Origin of the sequence: Vibrio plantisponsor (assembly GCF_013041605.1) — a bacterium.
GTDB classification, from domain to species: Bacteria; Pseudomonadota; Gammaproteobacteria; order Enterobacterales; family Vibrionaceae; genus Vibrio; species Vibrio plantisponsor.
In genome coordinates, this window is record NZ_JABEQC010000007.1 from 207,813 (window position 1) to 223,981 (window position 16,169).

The window sequence follows — 16,169 nt, forward strand, 5'->3', positions numbered from 1 at the left end:
ACGCGTATTACTTTTGAACACCTTCGATATGAAGTTCCATATCTACATAGCTTGCAGGGCCCATCACAGCGATATCAAAGTCTTTTAGCTCAAGGCGTGTAGAACCTTCGAAGCCGGCACGTTCGCCGCCCCATGGGTCTTGACCAGCACCAATGAACTGAGCGTCAATTGTAATGCTCTTAGTGTGACCGTGTAACGTCAAATCACCAATAACATCCATCTTGCCGTCACCTTTGTCGACAACTTTAGTGCTCTTAAATGTTGCAGTGCTAAATTTAGCCGCATCAATGAAATCTGCACTACGGATATGCTTGTCACGCTCTGCGTGGTTTGAATCCAAGCTTGTAGTATCAACATTCACCTCAACAGAAGATGCGTTAATGTTTTTTGGGTCAAAAGAGAATTCACCATCAAACTTATTAAAGCGTCCTTTGATGAAGCTATAACCTAGGTGGCTCACTTTGAAACTGATAGAAGCATGAGCTCCCTTTGAATCAATCACATAATCCGCTGCGCTTGCACCAAAAGATGCAATCATGCTTGCAGCTAATCCAACTGCCAATAACGTTTTCTTCATTACGATACTCCTATCATTTTGCGTAGCGTATTATCTTTACTAATAAAGTGGTGTTTAAATGCTGCAAGTGCATGTAGCACAGCAACGACTATTAAGGCCCAAGCTGCATAGAGATGTACTAAACCTGCTAAGTCAGCCTGCCCCTCAAAAAGAGCGCCCGCTCCCGGTACGGTAAACCAATTAAAAACGTCAATACCGCGACCATCTTCGGTTGAAATTAAGTATCCAGATACAAACAGCACCAACAGATCAAAATAGATAAATAAATGGGCAACTTTAGCGATCAATTTTTCTAGTGGTGAACCTTCCACCTTTGGTGACACCGTCACACACTTCCAAACTACACGAAATAGTGTGAGTCCTGCTAGCAGCAATCCAACAGATTTATGCCAGTGAGGTGCCGTTCTATACCAAGTACTGTAATAAGAAAGATCCGTCATCCAAAGACCGACGGCAAACATTCCAATAATCACCACCGCAGAAATCCAGTGGATAAATCGCGTCACCGCGTTGTAGTGTGTAACTTCGGAACTCATACCTACTTTCTCTCATTACTATTGTTGATACCATCATCCAATAAAACGGTAGCACTGGATACATAGCGTTAACAGAGTATTTACCAATATTTACCTTGCCGCTAGCCATACAGATTGAAGAACTTGTTCAAAAAAATTGAATAATTAAATAACACAGAATAACTGGAAGCATTTAAAATTCGCTATCTTTTTCAATCTGATAGAGCTCATCAGCGATATCAAGCATCTTTCTTTCAACGACAGATTGAGCATCTGACAAGCCTTTATTGTAATAAACTGGACCGATCTTATTTGTAACAAACTCTAACAAGAACCAAGCATCAAACTGCTCAAGTTCAATATTCAATTCATCCGCACAGTATTTTTGTAGAGCTTCGGTGAGGCCCTCTTTCTGTTGTTGAGTAAATTCAATATCACTCATTTTTGTCTCCCGAAATGAAATTAGGCGCTTATTATACCCAACTAGGATCATGATTATCACCGCAACACCGCTGTTGTTGAAAAGTAGGCTATCAGAGAAAGATAAATTTCAAAATTTGGTGATGTAAAACCATCATTTATCACTAGTGACAAAATGTAACTGTGATAATCTAGCTGAGCTTAAATTATGGAGAATAAGTAATTGTTACTGGATCTAGTCACACAAAGCGTCAATGAATTTCAAACTGACTGCTTGAGATTGTGTGAAAAGCACTATCCTACTATTCACAACAAAGGAATGAGTGAGCACCATTTAGGTTTGGCTTTCGCTCGTCGTTTGTCGCGTACATTAACGGAATATGGTCACGCCTGCGATTATGATTCGATTGAATCCACTCACCATACTGATATGCCTCACCACTTCCGTGTAACCTGTGAGATGGGAACGGTTTGGATACTCACTCATCATTTGGTCAGTGCTGGTAAGACATGCCGAGACAAGTTAATGAGGGACATTTCGCAGTGGAAGCAAGAATATGCTTATGCGATTCAACCCAACGATCTTCTTATTCTCCTAACGGACCATTGGATTAGCAAAAGCCAGAAAAGTCGCGAGCTGCTTCACTGGTGGACTGGACAGTTACCTGACGAAATTGATGAATACAGTGCACAAGGCATAACACTTTACGAGAGCGATTCACTTTTAACTCAAGCGTTAGAAGCTCGATATCAAATCAGCCCTTGCTACATTAAGTTTGGACATCCTTTAAAACACTCCAAAAATCAGCAACTCGTAAGAAAATACATCCAACTATACGCCGTACTGCAATGGGGATAGTGCTTCCCCATTTGTCTTAAACCTAACCTATCAATATTTCTCCCGCTGTCACTTTTTCTACATATTTCTGACTCATAGTAAATCAAAACCTAACCGTTAAGTTTATTGTGAAAAGCCTAAAGCGCTATCAGTACGAAAGATATGCAGTGCTATGCAATCTCGCTTATCCAAGAATATTTAAACAGACCAACTACGGATTTGACCCAAACGGCCAACGTATTGTCTACAACCGTTTTGGCAAAGTCATGATGAGGGTGCTTTGGAGTAGGAAAAGTGAAGAAGTCATCGTCGTCATCAAAGGATCACACTCGCTTTGGGATTGGCTGTTGAATTTGGGAATGTGGCAAGTTACACCTAAGACACTTTGCACCAATTACCCCATTCACGCAGGCTACTCATACTTGATATTGCAAGAGAGTCGACCTGGCTATAATACTGATAAGCTCGGCGCTTCCGTTTACGAACGATTATTAAGCTATATTGTGCCTCTGATCGAGCTAGGAAAAAAAGTTACCTTTACTGGCCATTCATCAGGCGGAGCCATAGGTACAGTTCTGGCAGACTTAGTTGAGAAGAAATATCCAAAATCAATAAAAAGAGTAGTGACATTTGGTCAACCCGCCATTGGCGGTTATCAATTTAAAAAACAATATTCTCTTTCACACAAAACATACCGTGTATGTTGCGACCTAGATATCGTCACATTTTTACCACCCTTGCCATTTTACTATTGGCACGTAGGGAAATTATTGTGGCTACACAACGAAAGAGTTTATGAAAATACACCGACGTTAATAAGATTAGGGAAAAGTATTGTGTCGTGGGCTATAAGACCATTTTCATATCATTTAATGAGTCGATATATTCGCAATAAAGATTTTTTTGACGATCGTTAAAAATATTAAATAAACTCTGGCTATTTTTAGGATCATTTTAAGTTTCCAATAAATTTGGGATCATAAAGAAAGCTTCAGAATATAGCTCTTAAATACGTCAATATTGAAGATAATCTAATGCAAAGTTCTTGCTGGGACAACACACCAAAGAGATTCGACTCTCGCTTAGCCATGTGCCAGCAAAGATGATCGTTTATAGGATCTTTATTTAGATCTTTCGCTATTTATGATCGCAATATTAAAGATTGACAGAATATGAATATCGTCAATACTATGACGTGAATCAAAACAATTTGACGCATGGATGCGTAGATTAAATATTATTTTTTGGGATATAGCGGATTCTATGATTCTTATTAATAAACACCAGTACGATAAATACATTCGTTTCGATAACACGGGACAATATGTAGCTCATTATAAAAACATGACGCTACGGAGTGTATTTCAACCGATATTTTCCAGAGAGAAAAGAATCGTTGGTGTTGAAGCCTTGGTTAGAATATATACAAATGGTCACAGACAAATTCGCCCTGACTTATTTTTTTATTCGGATCAATATAATCAAGTTGATCAAATTAACGTCGAATTATTGAGCAGATCGATTCACGTAAGAAATTTTGCAAACTCCCCTTTCAAAAATATCAGGCTATTTCTAAATCTATTACCTTCTGTTGGCCAGTATCTTGTGCAAAATGAAAGCTTCTCCTGCCGGTTATCAAATCGTATTAATGATCTCAATCTCCGACGCCCACAAATAGTTATGGAAATTGTTGAACAGCACTCAGACGACAATGAACTGCTAAGAGAAGCGACTCAAACTTTATCCAATTATGGTTTTCACATTGCTGTCGATGACTACGGCTCACAAGCTTCTAACTCTGAAAGAGTTGATCTTATTTCTCCCGATATCATCAAATTTGATCGCACTCTTCTGAAGAAATATATGATCGGTGATACGTCACCACTACTTGATGCTATTAAAGTCGCTCAGAATGCCAACGCGAAAACAGTAGTGGAAGGAATTGAAACAGAACAGCAGTTTGAAGCGATGAAAGCCCTGAATCTCAATATGTATCAGGGTTATTTCCTTGGCACCCCAGAACGTGTGATGCCAAGAGTACAACTAGCGTGTGGCTAAACGCAGTGTTATTCAGCGCAGCCACTACTGCCTAAGCGGTTTTCTGCCAGTCATAGTCCATTTGTCGCGCCGTCTTCACTGCTAAGTCCGTAGACGCGAGTTCCGACACCAAGAACAAACTCATATCAATACCTGCGGAAATACCAGCAGATGCAACCAAGTTGCCTTGCTTTACCCAACGTACATTTTCCTGCACATCCAGCTCTGGAAATTCACGCCTTAGATCAGCGATATCCTCCCAATGCGTGGTTACTGAATGATCAACCGTCACACCCGCTTTTGCCAATAAAAATGCACCTGTACAGACAGAAGCAACGATTTTTGACTCTGCTGCATACTGCTTAATCCAGTTGATAACATTTGGTTTTCTCAGCTCTTCAGTGTGAACACCACCAACGACGATAAGAAGATCTATATTTGGAACCGTCTCAAAAGAAAAATGAGGCTTTACCTCGAAGCCTCCACGAGCTTTCACCAAATTCGACTTTTCTGCAAACAAAAACACATTCCAATCGTTGTTCGCTAATCTTTTAGCCGTGCTAAACACCTCAAACGGTCCGGAAAAATCCAACACTTCGGCATCATCATAAATGTATATCCCTATGTTCATTCTCATTCCTTAGTAAACAATCTATTCCTTAATAAACAATCTGCGTGACGACTTCAGTTTTCACAGAGTTAGCAATAAAGCAGTTGTCGTGCGCCTGATGGTGCATTTTTTCTAGCACTTCGCGGCTGGGGATGTTGTCACCTACAAAAGTGACTTTTGGACGCAGAATCACTTTTGTCATAGATTCTTTGTTGTGTTCATTAAGCTCAAGCACACCTTCAGCATCATCAACATACTCATCAATGACGTAACGTTTTTTAGCGGCGATAGAAAGGAAAACTAGCATATGGCAGCTCGACAAAGCAGCTACAAAGGCCTCTTCTGGATCAACATTCGCTTCCACCGAATAAGGTAAAGGAACAACACTCGGCGAAGGAGACGCAGGGACGGAGACACCACCATCAAACTCCCACATGTGTGCACGGCTATATTTATTGTCGCTAAACACTTCGCCATCCCTACGAAACCATGAAACTTTAGCAGAATGCTTCGACATAAATACTCCCTTTTATCGATAAATAGTAAAACTAGAGGTCGGTAGAAGACCTCAAACATAGTTTTTAGATTCAATTATTTACTCAAATTACTACAAGGCGGGACTCAGCTTTTCATTTCCCAATTTCGCTGCTCTTCAGTTAAAGAGGCCTTTTGTCTGGCTTTAATGTCGCTCCATGAAATGCCATTCTCTAACCCGTTAACTCTCTGCTCGAACTTAATACACGCTCTCTCAAGAACACTTTCTAATTGAATTTCAGTCTCAGATTCTAATGCGAGGAGAAGGTTTAGGTAGTCCCAAAGCAAATCCCCCAGCTCTTGCTCTAAATAGCAGCGACGATTAAGGGGGATTTCTTCCAATACTTCATCAAGTTCCGTACGCATCTCGTTTAAATATGTCTGAGATCCGTTGAACCAATCACTGGTGGTATCAATGACACTTTTACGCCTTGCAATACTCAGCAACTGTTCAAAGTACATAGACGTCATCGGCGTTAGTTTATCCATCATTTCCCTATTGATTGTGATTGAGGATCCTTCCTCAACTTGGTTTCTGACTAAACTAATTCTTGTTGATTAGTTTTTCAGCCACGTTACCGCATCGCTATAATTTTCGAAATATTTAATTTCACCAGAAACAAACCAGTTACCAATTTTTGCCGAGACTTCCTGCCAATCTCGATTGCCATATAAGGCGATCTTGTCGAAATCAGAGCCATGTTTTAATCCAAGCTTAAAATCATCCCAAGCAGCTCTTAACTCCCACCCTTTGAGTTCTGTGGCGTCAAAAAGTACTTTTACTTTGGGTTGGTTCACTTTGATCAACGCAGCATCAATCATTGGTGAGATAACCTGATAATCGTCATGAGTTAAACGACCAACAGCCTTGATCGAAACAATAAACTCATTACCAATTCTGTCTAACCCTATCGATAAACCATGTCTTTCAATACTCATAAGTCCTCCTAAACATTTAATCTAGGAATAAGCGTTAAATATCACTAAGCAATATTCAACACATCGTCATTCATCAGATTAGTTAACAATCGAAGGAATGAGTTGAGCGTTAATCACTTTTTAAACAAACAATTGTTTTACATCAATTGAGATTAACGCTCAGGCAAGATACTCGATGCGGCAAATTGATTGCCGACATCAAGATGGGAAAGGTTGATAATACTTACTTAACAACTCAATAGAACACTTCGCCAGTGCGAACATCTAGATAAATCTTGTCTGCTAACTTAAGTCCGCCGCAGTAAATGAAATACACATCGCGATCAGCATATTTGGTCGACTTTACCCATCCGCCAAGCTCTTCAAAATCAACCGGTGAGCAGCTTCCATCGTTGAGTAGTTTATCTGTTGTGGTTAAGAACATGTCTTCGAACTGTAGAAGATCATCGGAAGCAGCAATGTAGCCCTGAATTGTCTTCTTCCGCTCTTCTACAGTAATCACTGGTGCTTGTTCTACAAGTCCATCCAAAGGAATCCACTCTGCGATTTCAGGTCCACCCTGTTCATAAACAAAGTATGCTGAAACACGACCCCAGCCGTTTTTCTTTTCCAGTAGGCGAACTTTCTCACCTTTGTAGAGATAACGTTGAACAAAGGCATCTAAACTTGCTGCTTCTCGAATCCCAAGTTTCTCAACGTCGACATAGAATTCCATATTCTCTGGCTTTAAATCAGCAATACTTTGAGGTTTCTCTTCCTCTTTCTCATCTGCTTTGTCTTCAACGGCAGCAGCTTGGTTAGCCAGATCTTGTTGAGGTTTGTAGTAAAACAGGTAGTAACCTGCACCGGCGCCAGCAACTCCCAGAAGCAAAAATACAACCATCAGCAATTTTTTCATTTGTATACGCCATACCTTATGGTTTGAGCCTAGAGGATTCTCAATACTTTCTTTTCTTTAACTACAATAATACTAGTCATGATGATTATTTAACCACCGCTAGGATTACCACTCTAGTGAATACATTAGCATTCGACAATGAAACTATCTAAAACGCACTTAAACTCTATAACGACCATTTTCTTGATAACTTTATCTTGGCTTACCCAAGCGAGCCAGTGTAATGAGCAAGAATGGAACAAAGCGCTTGTTTCTCAACAAGCGTTAGATCGTAAGTACAATACGTTAGCGTCGAAATACAACATGTGGTTGCCCAGTTTCCAACAATCTATTTTTCTTCATCTAGAATTCTCAAACGAAGAGCTCACTTATCTCTGGGGTAAAAACGCAAATCATTTTCGAGACAAGATCGATAGACAGATCCAAGTCGCATTGGAATCACGACAGATGATCAGTTCACTAACCCCGTACTTAGATGAGATCAATGAAGATGTAACTGAGCAGATTTCGCTGTGGAACAGAATCGGCCGAGACTGTGAAATAGATAGGTTGATAACAAATGAAGTAGCGGCTCAGCACTATGTGCAGTCGGACAAACACTTAATACAGGAGTTAAATAACTTTGAGCAGCAACTCGATACGATGAGGAGTTACTACGATAGAGAAGTTTTAACTTTGCAAAATATCGCCGCTCCAATTCATCCATAATCCACGTCATATATAAGATTTACATTGTAAACTCTGTACGCTATTTAAGCCTCTCTCCTGTCAATTTTTAGCACAATTAGAGTACATTTTAAAAAGTCATCATTTGCACTATTTTAAGGCTAAGCCAACAAGCATATTGCATCATTTTTGTGCATTAGGGTTTTCTCATATTAATAACCTAAGAAATGACAGGGTATTCAACTTTGGCTCGAAACTTGTACTACTCTCTAAAAAGTGAAAATGAATTGCACATATTTAGGGAGAAATAAGATGCAAGACACCTTAGCGGTAATACTAGCCGGCGGTATGGGTTCACGTTTATCCCCCCTCACTGACGATCGAGCCAAACCCGCAGTACCTTTTGGCGGCAAGTATCGAATTATTGATTTTACCTTAACCAATTGCCTACATTCCGGATTGCGCCGAATACTCGTACTGACGCAATACAAGTCCCATTCCCTACAGAAACACCTGCGTGATGGCTGGTCTGTTTTTAATCCTGAACTGGGTGAATTCATTACCGTTGTCCCTCCACAAATGCGCAAAGGTGGAAAATGGTATGAAGGCACGGCGGATGCTTTGTTCCATAACATGTGGTTACTTTCGCGCAGCGACGCTAAGCATGTCGTCGTGCTTTCTGGCGATCATATTTATCGGATGGATTATGCCGCCATGCTTGAGGAACATAAGGCTAAGGGCGCTAAACTGACCATTGCTTGCATGGAAGTACCACGCGAACAAGCATCTGCCTTTGGTGTCATGGGCGTTGATGACGAGAACCGCATCACTTCGTTTGTTGAAAAACCTAATGATCCACCGTCCATGCCAAACAGCCCTAATTCTAGCCTTGTCTCTATGGGGATCTACATTTTCTCTATGGATGTGTTACAACAAGCACTGCATGAAGACTCCGAAGTAGAAGCTTCTACGCACGACTTTGGTAAGGACATTATACCTAAGCTCATCGAAGGCCGTAGCGTCTATGCGTATGAGTTTTGTAATGAGAAAGGACGTGTTGATCGAGATTGCTATTGGAGAGACGTGGGTACAATAGATTCTTTTTATGAGGCTAATATGGATCTTCTAGAGCCTGTACCTCCAATGAACCTTTATCAAAAGAACTGGGCGATTAGAACTTATGAGCCACAACTTCCACCAGCGAGAACCGTCTCTTCGGCAACAGGCAATGAGGGCATTTTCATCAATTCCATCATTTCTAACGGAGTGATCAACTCAGGTGGTTCAGTTCACCACTCAATTATTTCGGGAAGTGTGGTGATCAATGACAGCGCTACTGTTGTCGATAGTATTTTATTTGATGATGTGGAAGTTGGTGAAGGATGTCAGCTTGTAAACTGCATTATTGATAAGCACGTAAAAATCCCGCCCAATACACAGATAGGTTTAAACCCTACAGAAGATGCAAAACACTTCAAAATTTCAGAGAAAGGCATCGTTGTTGTCCCTGAGAGTTATAAGTTTAGTAAAAGTTAACTATTGAACATCTCTACAAAACTAGCTGGGTACTACGCTCCCTATCTGGCTAGTTTTCACTTAACCCTCATGATTATCCCTTTCAATATACTGCCGTCTTAAAGCATTTAATGGTGAAACCCATGAAATCAGAGATTGTCACAATTTCACCGTTTAAAACCTGTATCATGCTTTTAAGGAACGAATTGACGAAATAACAACATTTTCAATAAAAGGGATTGAATAACCACGGGTATTTCGTTATTTAAGTAACAAATCCAATTGTTGGGAACAAGTAAATGAAGATAACAACCCGCACAATGGCTGCGTCAAAACACGTAGCTCTCGTTGCACATGACAACTGTAAACCAGAACTTCTACGCTGGGTAAAAGAGAACAAAGAAAAGCTACAGGGTCACTTCTTGTACGCGACCGGTACCACTGGCAACATGTTGAACAGAGAAACTGGCCTACCAATCAAAAGTCTTATTAGTGGCCCAATGGGCGGTGACCAACAGTTAGGTGCACTGATTTCCGAAGGTAAGATTGATGTACTGATTTTCTTCTGGGATCCACTTAATGCTGTTCCACATGACCCTGATGTAAAAGCACTGCTGCGTATTGCTGGTGTCTGGAACATTCCTGTTGCGACGAACCGAGCAACAGCTAAATTCTTATTTAGCTCGGAATTTATGGATAAAGAAGTGAGTATCGAAATCCCTGATTACCAAGCTTACTTAGCAGAACGTCTGTAGCCGAATATGAAAAATCCCCTTCTCAGGGGATTTTTTCTTGATAACAAACAATGAACTAGATAACAAACAGCGCAAAGTGGCTAACCCGTGATGTCTTCCGATTGAATGAGCTTGCACCCTACCTGCTTCATTTGCTTCCAAGCACTTTCCACATCGCCTTGCACCATTTCTACGCCTCTGCAAGCATCTTGGACAACTGTAGTTTTAAATCCAAGAGAAACCGCATCTAAAGCCGTAAACTTCACACAGTAATCCGTCGCGAGCCCAACGATCGCTAACTCTTTAATTCCTTTTGAATGTAAATAGTCTGCCAATCCCGTCGCTTGAAGCCTTTGGTTGTCAAAGAATCCACTGTAGCTATCAATTTTTGGGTTGGTCCCTTTGTAAATGACCTTTGTAATTGCCTCTACATTGAGGCCAGAAATAAACTCTGCGCCTTCGCTGTCCTGAACACAGTGATCTGGCCACATGATTTGCGGTATTCCATCCAACACGATCACTTCCCCAACGTTTTGTTGATTGGAAGAAGCAAAGCTTGAATGTCCGGCTGGATGCCAGTCTTTAGTTGCCACTATGTGTTTGAAATGAGGAATTAGCCGATTAATTACTGGGACGATTTGGTCTCCATCTACAACAGGTAAAGCGCCTGATGGGGAAAAATCATTTTGTACATCCACTAATAACAATGCTTGGGTCATATGAAATCCTTTTAACTTTTCTTAGTCACTGGATAATCGCCATTCAACAACTCCTGCACAAACACTGAACCACTTCCGGTATAAGTGATCCATACTTTTTCACGTGCTCGAGTCATTGCTACATAAAATAATCGTCTTTCTTCTGCGAACGCAAAGTCGTCATTTGAGGCTGTCAAAGCGCCATCAAGATGCAATGCTTTCACTTTTGCAGGGAACTGCCCTTCATCCACACAAAGAATAATCACATAATCTGCTTCTTTACCTTTACTGGCATGGCAGGTCATAAATTCTAACTTAAGTGATAAGAAACGGTTCTGCCAATCTCGCAACAGTTCTGGTTTGTGGTAATGATTACGTCCAAGTAAAAGCACCGTTTTTACCCCAGACGCTTTGCGGTTTAAGCCATCCAGAATTTTCTCAACGCTGGTGCTAGGCGATAGCACTACCGCTTTGCTACTTTGTGTCTTCACGCTGTTGAGTGTCTTTTCACGTTGCTGTGGGTTTTGCTGAACAAAACGATTCGCCACTTCACCCAACTTATCGTTAAAACGATAGGTTGTGTCTAGATGGTGCACTGTTGAATATGGCATGCGTGCTTCGAAATCGGTGGTGAGATCGACATCGGATCCCGCGAATTGGTATATCGACTGCCAATCGTCTCCAACCGCAAATAGATTACATTGATTCGGATTCTGTTCACACAGAGCCTGAATCAGACCCAAACGTTGTGGCGAGATATCCTGATACTCATCGATCATAATGAACTTCCAAGGAGCGGCAAACTTCCTCTTTGTCACGTAGTCGGTGGCTCGACTGATCATGATGTTGAAATCAATGTGGTTGTTTTCTTTTAGCATCTCTTGCCAAGCTTGGTAGCACGGCCAACATAACGAGAGTTCACTGTTGAGGCGCGGATAATCAGGATGCTCAACCAAACGCTCTTGAACCGATTTTTTCGATATGCCTAGTAATGCCAGTTGATCCAACTGCTTTTCAAGCCAAGCAATCAATTTAGGGTTTTCAACATGGCTACCGAGTTCATCATCACCAGCCAGGTAAGCAATTGGCCACTGTGATAAATGCTTTTGCCAACGTTTAAAGTTTGTCGGTGTCATCCAATGGCGCTTAAGCCAGTCAATACACCACGCCCTCTTGAGTTTTTCATCTAAGGCAATTGGCGAGATAACAGCATTACCACCGTCAACCTTATTTAGAATACTTAAGCCAAGTTGATGGAATGTGTTTACCTGGATCTTCTCTGCCGCTAGACCGATTTTATTCTTTAGTCTCTGCTCCATTTCACCGGCAGCATCACGGCCAAAAGCAACCAACAAGATATCTTCGGCTTGGGCTAAATGGCTTTGTAAAAGATAGGCGACTCTTGCTGTCAGCACACTTGTTTTACCTGAACCTGCACCAGCCAAGACGAGGTTGTGATCATCATTAAGTAACACGGCGTGCTGCTGAGAAATGTTCAGTGGTGAAGACTCAACCTGATTGAACAAAACTTCCCAGTTCAATCTTTCATTTTCAATCCAACGACTATTTCTTTCTAAAAGTTGGTCAGAAGTATTGAGTATCCAAGGAGATAAGCTGGCAATGTGATCGGGTAGACGCTTATGCGCTTCTTCTAATGACATACCCATGGAGGTCAAATCGTCGTAAACGCGATTAACCCAGCTATCCACTAGCGAATGCGGTAAGAATGAAGGTAATCGAACAAGGCGCGTTAGCTCTTGCTGCCATTGAGGTAGATACTGACTCAACTGAGCACATTGTTGATTGTGCCAGTTTTGATAGACAGCGACAGCTTTATGGGCAAACTGGCGGCAGTCAGGCCATGGTAAACCCTGAACTAACCAAGTTCTCTGCTTACCGTGCTCTTCATGTGCGAAGAACTGAAGTGATCCCCAAATGGCACCGCGCTGAATTTTTACTCTGCCATTCCACACGTTAAAAGGAATATGCTCTTCACTCATTAACGATGAGAGAATGACACATTCATCACCAAGCTCAACTTGATTATATTCACTAGAAATAAAAAACTGTGCAGTCTTATTTGCTCTCAGCTGCATTGATATTTGCTCTTTGAATTCGTTGCCAACCATCATACCCTAACCACTTAGCGTGAAGCTAAAATAATGTCAATAATGTTTGATGTTTACTTTGTGCTCGCATGAGATTATTTATGTAATTTGATCAAAAAGTTATCAACACAGTCTGATACACTCAATTTTTATTTTTAACAGTGATGGGCCATCGTGTATTTGTTAAAACGACTTCGTGTTCTATGGGCTAATAAAACCATCAACTACAGTGTGCTGATTTTCATTGCACTACTCGGTGTTGTCGTTCCAACTTGGTATTACAGTCTAAACACTTGGGTGACACCTCTGATACTGGGCGTTATCGCTGCGGCACTTGCCGAGCGAGACGACAGCTTTACAGGTCGATTAAAGGCCATCACCCTGACATTTTTCTGTTTTGCTCTTGCTGCCTTCTCAATCGAAATCTTGTTTAAAACGCCGATACTTTTCGCTATCGGACTGTTTACGTCGACTTTTGGCTTCATCATGCTCGGTGCTATCGGTAGTCGTTACGCAAGTATTGCCTTCGGTTCACTACTTATCGCTATCTACACCATGTTGGGCGCGCATCAGAGCACCAATATATGGTTTCAACCGTTACTGTTATTGACAGGCTGTGCTTGGTATTACTTCCTTTCGATGATCTGGCATGTTCTCTGGCCCCTTCAACCGGTGCAACAAAGCCTTGCCAACGTGTTTGTTCAGCTCGGTCAGTACCTCGATGCTAAAGCGGAACTGTTCCACCCTGTATCCGGTTTATCGCCTCAGCCACATCGTATTACCGAAGCCAACTTAAACTCAGCCACGGTTAATGCGCTCAATCAGTGTAAAGCGGTGTTTCTTACTCGTTCAAAAAGAGGCCATGTTGACAGCGCCAGCGACCGTTTTCTCAATATCTATTTTCTGGCACAAGATATTCATGAGAGAGTGAGTTCAACCCACTATCGTTATCAGGAACTTTCAGGGCAGTTCGAGCGCTCAGATGTGCTATTCAGGCTCAAACACTTACTGCAGAAACAAGCTCAAGCTTGCCATCAAGTTGCGCATTCTATTCAGTTGGGTTTGCCTTATATCCATGATAGCGAATCAATCATCGCGCTTGATGAACTTCAGCTATCGATTAATCATCTGCAACAACAAGAGAACAAAGATTGGAAAGTGTCACTTGCTCAGCTTGGATATCTGTTCAATAACTTGGCGACGGTAGAAAAACAGTTATGTAACGTGAGCAATCCTGACACGACAAAACCTGAAGATGGCATCTTACAAGATACTGAAGCACATACATTAAAAACGGCTTGGTTAAGAATTAAGTCTAATCTGACGACTGATTCATTACTGTTCCGACATGCCGTTCGAATGTCTCTCGCGTTAACCGCTGGGTATGGGATCATTCAAGGCTTAGGAATAGAGCGCGGTTACTGGATTCTGTTAACGACTTTATTCGTCTGCCAACCCAACTTTGCCTCAACACGTCAAAAACTGAAAGCTAGGATCATTGGCACAATTGCAGGTCTGTTGATCGGCGTACCGCTATTAACTTTATTTCCATCGCTTGAAAGCCAGCTGGTGTTTATCGTCTTCTCTGGCGTGATGTTTTTCGCCTTCCGTATTAACAATTATGGTTATGCGACCGGATTTATTACCGTACTCGTACTGTTCTGCTTTAACCAACTTGGCGAAGGCTATGCCGTGGTATTCCCTCGCCTTGCGGATACGTTAACCGGTTGTGCGCTGGCAGTGTTTGCCGTTTACTTTATTCTTCCAGACTGGCAGTCAAAGCGTTTGCACAAAGTAATGGCCGATGCCATAGACGCAAACAAACAGTATTTAGATCAGATCATCGGTCAATATCGAATTGGTAAGAAGGATAACCTCAGTTACCGAATTGCAAGACGTCAGGCTCATAACCAGGACGCAGCTTTAGCCGTTGCAGTAAGTAATATGCTTGCAGAACCGGGTAAATACAGAGCCGCTACAGATGAGAGTTTTCGTTTCCTCACTCTTAACCATGCCCTGCTGAGCTACACCTCTGCACTAGGTGCTCACCGAACTCGAATTGATGATGAAACGGTTCACCAATTAGTCTTGGAGTCTCATCGTGTGATTCACCAGCATTTAGATGCGCTCTATCAGCAGTTGTACAATCACTGTACTGAATCTGACGCAACCAATATTGATGATTCAGGGTTAAAAGAACGTCTAAGTGAATGGCGTGAAGAAGATAGCAGTTCTGCTCGCTTAGTGCTTCAACAACTCCATTTGATCTACCGAATGCTACCTGAGCTGCATTCACTGGCAGCTAAATTCGCTGTACGAGTCCCTCCTAGCAAGCAACCGTCCTTATAGAACCACTGTTGGTGCCATTAAGAAAAATGGTACCAACATGCGTTTTTTACATTAACAGGCGTATAACCTGACACTTTTCGGACATAAGCATTAGCACGAAAACTAACATAAATATCAGTGTTATCTTACACAGCAAGGTTTAGGTGCTCATGAACCACAAGGTCATGTCGAGACGTGAAAATAGGCTATTACAGGACATTAGAATGAACAGCGTTCAATTTGATAATTTCAAATCACAGTTACAACAGTTGACACCTCAACAGCTGCGAGCTCTGCAAGGTGAAATTTCTCATTCTCTTGAAGGGGAAAGATCAGAACTGGTGACTTCTGAAGAGTTAGAACTTATCTCTAAGTTGTTTTCTTAACTGTGGTTGTACGCCATTAACTTGCATAATAAATGAACAAGGCATAAGCTTTTATCACTAAGAAGGATTAGCGTATGTCAATTTCGTCTCTACAGTCTGGTTACCCTATTGTTCAACAGTCATACAAAATGGCTGACGAAGCAGCAAGAGATATACAAAAGTCCAATTCATTCAAGAATGACTTTTCAAATGGTGACGCGTTGAAATTCAATGCTGTCGAACACAAAAAAGACCACCATTCACAAAGCGATATTGAACCAATGATGAAGCTTAACCAAGCGGCTCAATACAATCGCGTCGGTGCCAATGTGATTCAACGTGAACAAGATATGATCGGCAGTCTGCTCGATATCCATATCTAGTCAT

19 protein-coding genes are annotated in these 16,169 nt (G+C 41.5%); 9 read left to right on the forward strand and 10 right to left on the reverse strand.

The features are described 5' to 3' along the window. Nucleotides 1–7 precede the first annotated feature (7 nt). The 3 genes from HKI82_RS11940 to HKI82_RS11950 all read right to left on the reverse strand — a co-directional run bounded on the left by HKI82_RS11940 (nt 8) and on the right by HKI82_RS11950 (nt 1,534). Nucleotides 8–577, reverse strand: a complete 570-nt coding sequence (locus tag HKI82_RS11940; protein WP_171138141.1) for a YceI family protein — start codon at nt 575–577, stop codon at nt 8–10. After that, nucleotides 577–1,113: a cytochrome b gene (locus tag HKI82_RS11945; protein ID WP_171138142.1), complete on the reverse strand. Its 537-nt coding sequence runs from the start codon at nt 1,111–1,113 to the stop codon at nt 577–579. Before HKI82_RS11945 ends, HKI82_RS11940 begins: the two co-directional genes overlap by 1 nt. 172 nt (nt 1,114–1,285) lie before the next feature. After that, a complete protein-coding gene (locus tag HKI82_RS11950) occupies nt 1,286–1,534 on the reverse strand; it encodes a DUF2164 domain-containing protein (RefSeq protein ID WP_102942564.1) in 249 nt (82 codons plus the stop codon). Nucleotides 1,535–1,735: 201 nt separating this feature from the next. Between HKI82_RS11950 and HKI82_RS11955 the strand changes: the two genes are divergently transcribed. From HKI82_RS11955 to HKI82_RS11965, 3 genes are all read left to right on the forward strand, one after another. Then, a complete protein-coding gene (locus tag HKI82_RS11955; protein WP_102942565.1) occupies nt 1,736–2,371 on the forward strand; it encodes a hypothetical protein in 636 nt (211 codons plus the stop codon). A 107-nt stretch (nt 2,372–2,478) separates the two neighbouring features. Continuing rightward, a complete protein-coding gene (locus HKI82_RS11960) occupies nt 2,479–3,267 on the forward strand; it encodes a lipase family protein (protein WP_171138143.1) in 789 nt (262 codons plus the stop codon). A gap of 304 nt (nt 3,268–3,571) precedes the next feature. Next, complete coding sequence (locus HKI82_RS11965) at nt 3,572–4,408, forward strand: EAL domain-containing protein (RefSeq protein ID WP_240956711.1); 837 nt, start codon at nt 3,572–3,574, stop codon at nt 4,406–4,408. A 31-nt stretch (nt 4,409–4,439) separates the two neighbouring features. On the opposite strand, the gene HKI82_RS11970 is transcribed toward HKI82_RS11965, so the two are convergent. The 5 genes from HKI82_RS11970 to HKI82_RS11990 all read right to left on the reverse strand — a co-directional run bounded on the left by HKI82_RS11970 (nt 4,440) and on the right by HKI82_RS11990 (nt 7,368). Next, complete coding sequence (locus HKI82_RS11970) at nt 4,440–5,018, reverse strand: DJ-1/PfpI family protein (RefSeq protein WP_171138144.1); 579 nt, start codon at nt 5,016–5,018, stop codon at nt 4,440–4,442. Between the two features lie 28 nt (nt 5,019–5,046). Further along, a complete protein-coding gene (locus HKI82_RS11975; RefSeq protein WP_102942568.1) occupies nt 5,047–5,514 on the reverse strand; it encodes an OsmC family protein in 468 nt (155 codons plus the stop codon). A 104-nt stretch (nt 5,515–5,618) separates the two neighbouring features. Further along, a complete protein-coding gene (locus HKI82_RS11980) occupies nt 5,619–6,020 on the reverse strand; it encodes a MazG nucleotide pyrophosphohydrolase domain-containing protein (protein WP_240956712.1) in 402 nt (133 codons plus the stop codon). Between the two features lie 69 nt (nt 6,021–6,089). Further along, nucleotides 6,090–6,470 (reverse strand): SpoIIAA family protein, encoded by a 381-nt coding sequence (locus HKI82_RS11985; RefSeq protein WP_171138145.1) that lies wholly within the window; start codon nt 6,468–6,470, stop codon nt 6,090–6,092. A 235-nt stretch (nt 6,471–6,705) separates the two neighbouring features. After that, on the reverse strand, nt 6,706–7,368 hold the full coding sequence (locus HKI82_RS11990; RefSeq protein ID WP_171138146.1) for an SH3 domain-containing protein: 663 nt from the start codon (nt 7,366–7,368) through the stop codon (nt 6,706–6,708). A gap of 138 nt (nt 7,369–7,506) precedes the next feature. Here HKI82_RS11990 and HKI82_RS11995 point away from each other — a divergent pair, with 138 nt between their 5' ends. From HKI82_RS11995 to HKI82_RS12005, 3 genes are all read left to right on the forward strand, one after another. Then, nucleotides 7,507–8,076 carry a hypothetical protein gene (locus HKI82_RS11995; protein WP_171138147.1) on the forward strand — a complete coding sequence of 190 codons (570 nt, stop codon included), beginning with the start codon at nt 7,507–7,509 and terminating at the stop codon, nt 8,074–8,076. A 240-nt stretch (nt 8,077–8,316) separates the two neighbouring features. Beyond that, nucleotides 8,317–9,570: a glucose-1-phosphate adenylyltransferase gene (gene glgC / locus HKI82_RS12000; protein ID WP_258004335.1), complete on the forward strand. Its 1,254-nt coding sequence runs from the start codon at nt 8,317–8,319 to the stop codon at nt 9,568–9,570. Between the two features lie 278 nt (nt 9,571–9,848). Further along, nucleotides 9,849–10,304, forward strand: coding sequence for a methylglyoxal synthase (locus HKI82_RS12005; protein ID WP_102942573.1), 456 nt, complete (start codon nt 9,849–9,851; stop codon nt 10,302–10,304). 80 nt (nt 10,305–10,384) lie between these two features. Here HKI82_RS12005 and pncA read toward each other — a convergent pair whose 3' ends face one another. Both pncA and helD read right to left on the reverse strand, forming a co-directional pair. Continuing rightward, a complete protein-coding gene (gene pncA, locus HKI82_RS12010) occupies nt 10,385–11,002 on the reverse strand; it encodes a bifunctional nicotinamidase/pyrazinamidase (RefSeq protein ID WP_171138148.1) in 618 nt (205 codons plus the stop codon). 11 nt (nt 11,003–11,013) lie between these two features. Then, nucleotides 11,014–13,077 carry a DNA helicase IV gene (gene helD / locus HKI82_RS12015; RefSeq protein ID WP_171138178.1) on the reverse strand — a complete coding sequence of 688 codons (2,064 nt, stop codon included), beginning with the start codon at nt 13,075–13,077 and terminating at the stop codon, nt 11,014–11,016. A gap of 186 nt (nt 13,078–13,263) precedes the next feature. On the opposite strand from helD, the gene yccS reads away from it, so the two are divergent. The 3 genes from yccS (at nt 13,264) to HKI82_RS12030 (ending at nt 16,165) form a co-directional block, all read left to right on the forward strand. Further along, a complete protein-coding gene (gene yccS, locus HKI82_RS12020; RefSeq protein WP_171138149.1) occupies nt 13,264–15,438 on the forward strand; it encodes a YccS family putative transporter in 2,175 nt (724 codons plus the stop codon). A gap of 203 nt (nt 15,439–15,641) precedes the next feature. Continuing rightward, nucleotides 15,642–15,803: a hypothetical protein gene (locus HKI82_RS12025; protein WP_167828610.1), complete on the forward strand. Its 162-nt coding sequence runs from the start codon at nt 15,642–15,644 to the stop codon at nt 15,801–15,803. 74 nt (nt 15,804–15,877) lie between these two features. Further along, nucleotides 15,878–16,165 (forward strand): hypothetical protein, encoded by a 288-nt coding sequence (locus tag HKI82_RS12030; RefSeq protein ID WP_171138150.1) that lies wholly within the window; start codon nt 15,878–15,880, stop codon nt 16,163–16,165. Nucleotides 16,166–16,169 lie beyond the last annotated feature (4 nt).